Raw genomic sequence first — 1497 nt, 5'->3', positions numbered from 1 at the left:
GATTATTTTGCCCATTCTTCCTAATTCATCGTCGGCTTTAATTTTTATTGTCTGCACTTCTTTGGTTTCGTGATTTAAAAATTTGAAGAAATTTTGTAAAGAATGAAGTATAATAGGAATTCTAGCACCTACTATTTTATTTACACAAAAATAAACAATAGCTAAGATTATAACAACTATAACTAGCGCTATAATAATTAAAATAAATTGTAACTTGTATAAAGGTTGTAAAACAGATTTTTTTGGTGCGGTAACTACTATACTCCAATGGCTAGAATCTCCCAATGTGCTAAAAGATTCAATGCTTGCAAAACTAGGAATCCCATTAGAGTCGATATAATTATTAATTATTATGTCCTCATGTTTTTTAATTGTCTCGGTAAGTAGTTTTGCTGATGGATCTTTATTGACTTCTGATATGGTTTTTAATATGGCATCGTTGTTTTTGTGAATAGTAATAACTCCTTGGTCTGTTACTAGAAATCTTAATCCACCTTCATAAGTATCTAGTTTTGGATCTAGAATTTCTTGTGATATTTCTAAGAAATCAAAAGTATATCCAACAACACCTACAAATTTGCCTTTATTATTAAAGATAGGCATTCCTAAATTGATACCTAAAAAATCATGTCCATCATAATTTAATTTTGACGGAGCGCCAACAAATAAAGTATCTAAATCACCATATTTTGCATTTTGCTCAATTTTTTGAAAAATATTTAGTTGAGAAAAATTATTAGAAACTTTTATAGATCTTATACCACCTGCTTTTCCTGTAGTTTCATCGAAAAAAATCATAGCAAAAGTTTTACCATTAGAGCTTTTAAAATTTGAATCTAATGCTTGAGTGTCAGATAAAACAGAAGGATCTTTTAGATAAAGAAATGCATAAGCTGCATAACCACTACTATCAAAGGTGTTTTTTAATAAGCTTTCTATTAATGTAGCATCTACTTGGTCATTTTTTGAAAACATTTCATTAAGTGCTGTAGCCATTCCTTTTGTAAGAACAACTTCTTCATTAAGAATGCCTTGCATAAGACTACTATAATTTTTTGATGACAAAGAAATTGAATTTTTGGCTTCATTTTCCATATTAGAAGCAACTTGAATGGAAAAAATAGTCACTAAAATGGCTATTCCAGTAATTATACTAATAGCAACTGATAATACTAGTTTTAACCCTATATTTAAAGATTTAAACATCAATAACTCCTTTTTTGATTAGCATTAATTCTATTTTTTTATATAAAACTATTTTTAAACTATTTTAAAAGATTTAATTTTTTTAAAATTGGTTCAAATACACACACAAAAAAATAAATAAAAAAATGATATAACAATGAAAAATACATACTTTGTATAATAAAATAATAAAAATATTTTTTATAAATGTATGATTAAAAATTGCAGCTATTGTGAAAATATTTTTATTAAAGTAAACATAAATTGTTATGGATAAAAATTAGACTAAATAAAGTGCAGATCTTCCAACCA

The 1497-nt window shown here is 26.1% G+C and carries 1 protein-coding gene; it reads right to left on the bottom strand.

The features are described from left to right. On the bottom strand, positions 1-1206 hold a 1206-nt coding region (locus CAMP5082_RS08155), incomplete at its 3' end, for a cache domain-containing protein (protein ID WP_337206423.1). Positions 1207-1497 lie beyond the last annotated feature (291 nt).

The sequence above is a fragment of the Campylobacter sp. LMG 17559 genome (genome assembly GCF_024723605.1).
Lineage (GTDB): Bacteria > Campylobacterota > Campylobacteria > Campylobacterales > Campylobacteraceae > Campylobacter_D.
This window is presented reverse-complemented; position numbering and strand designations above follow the sequence as displayed.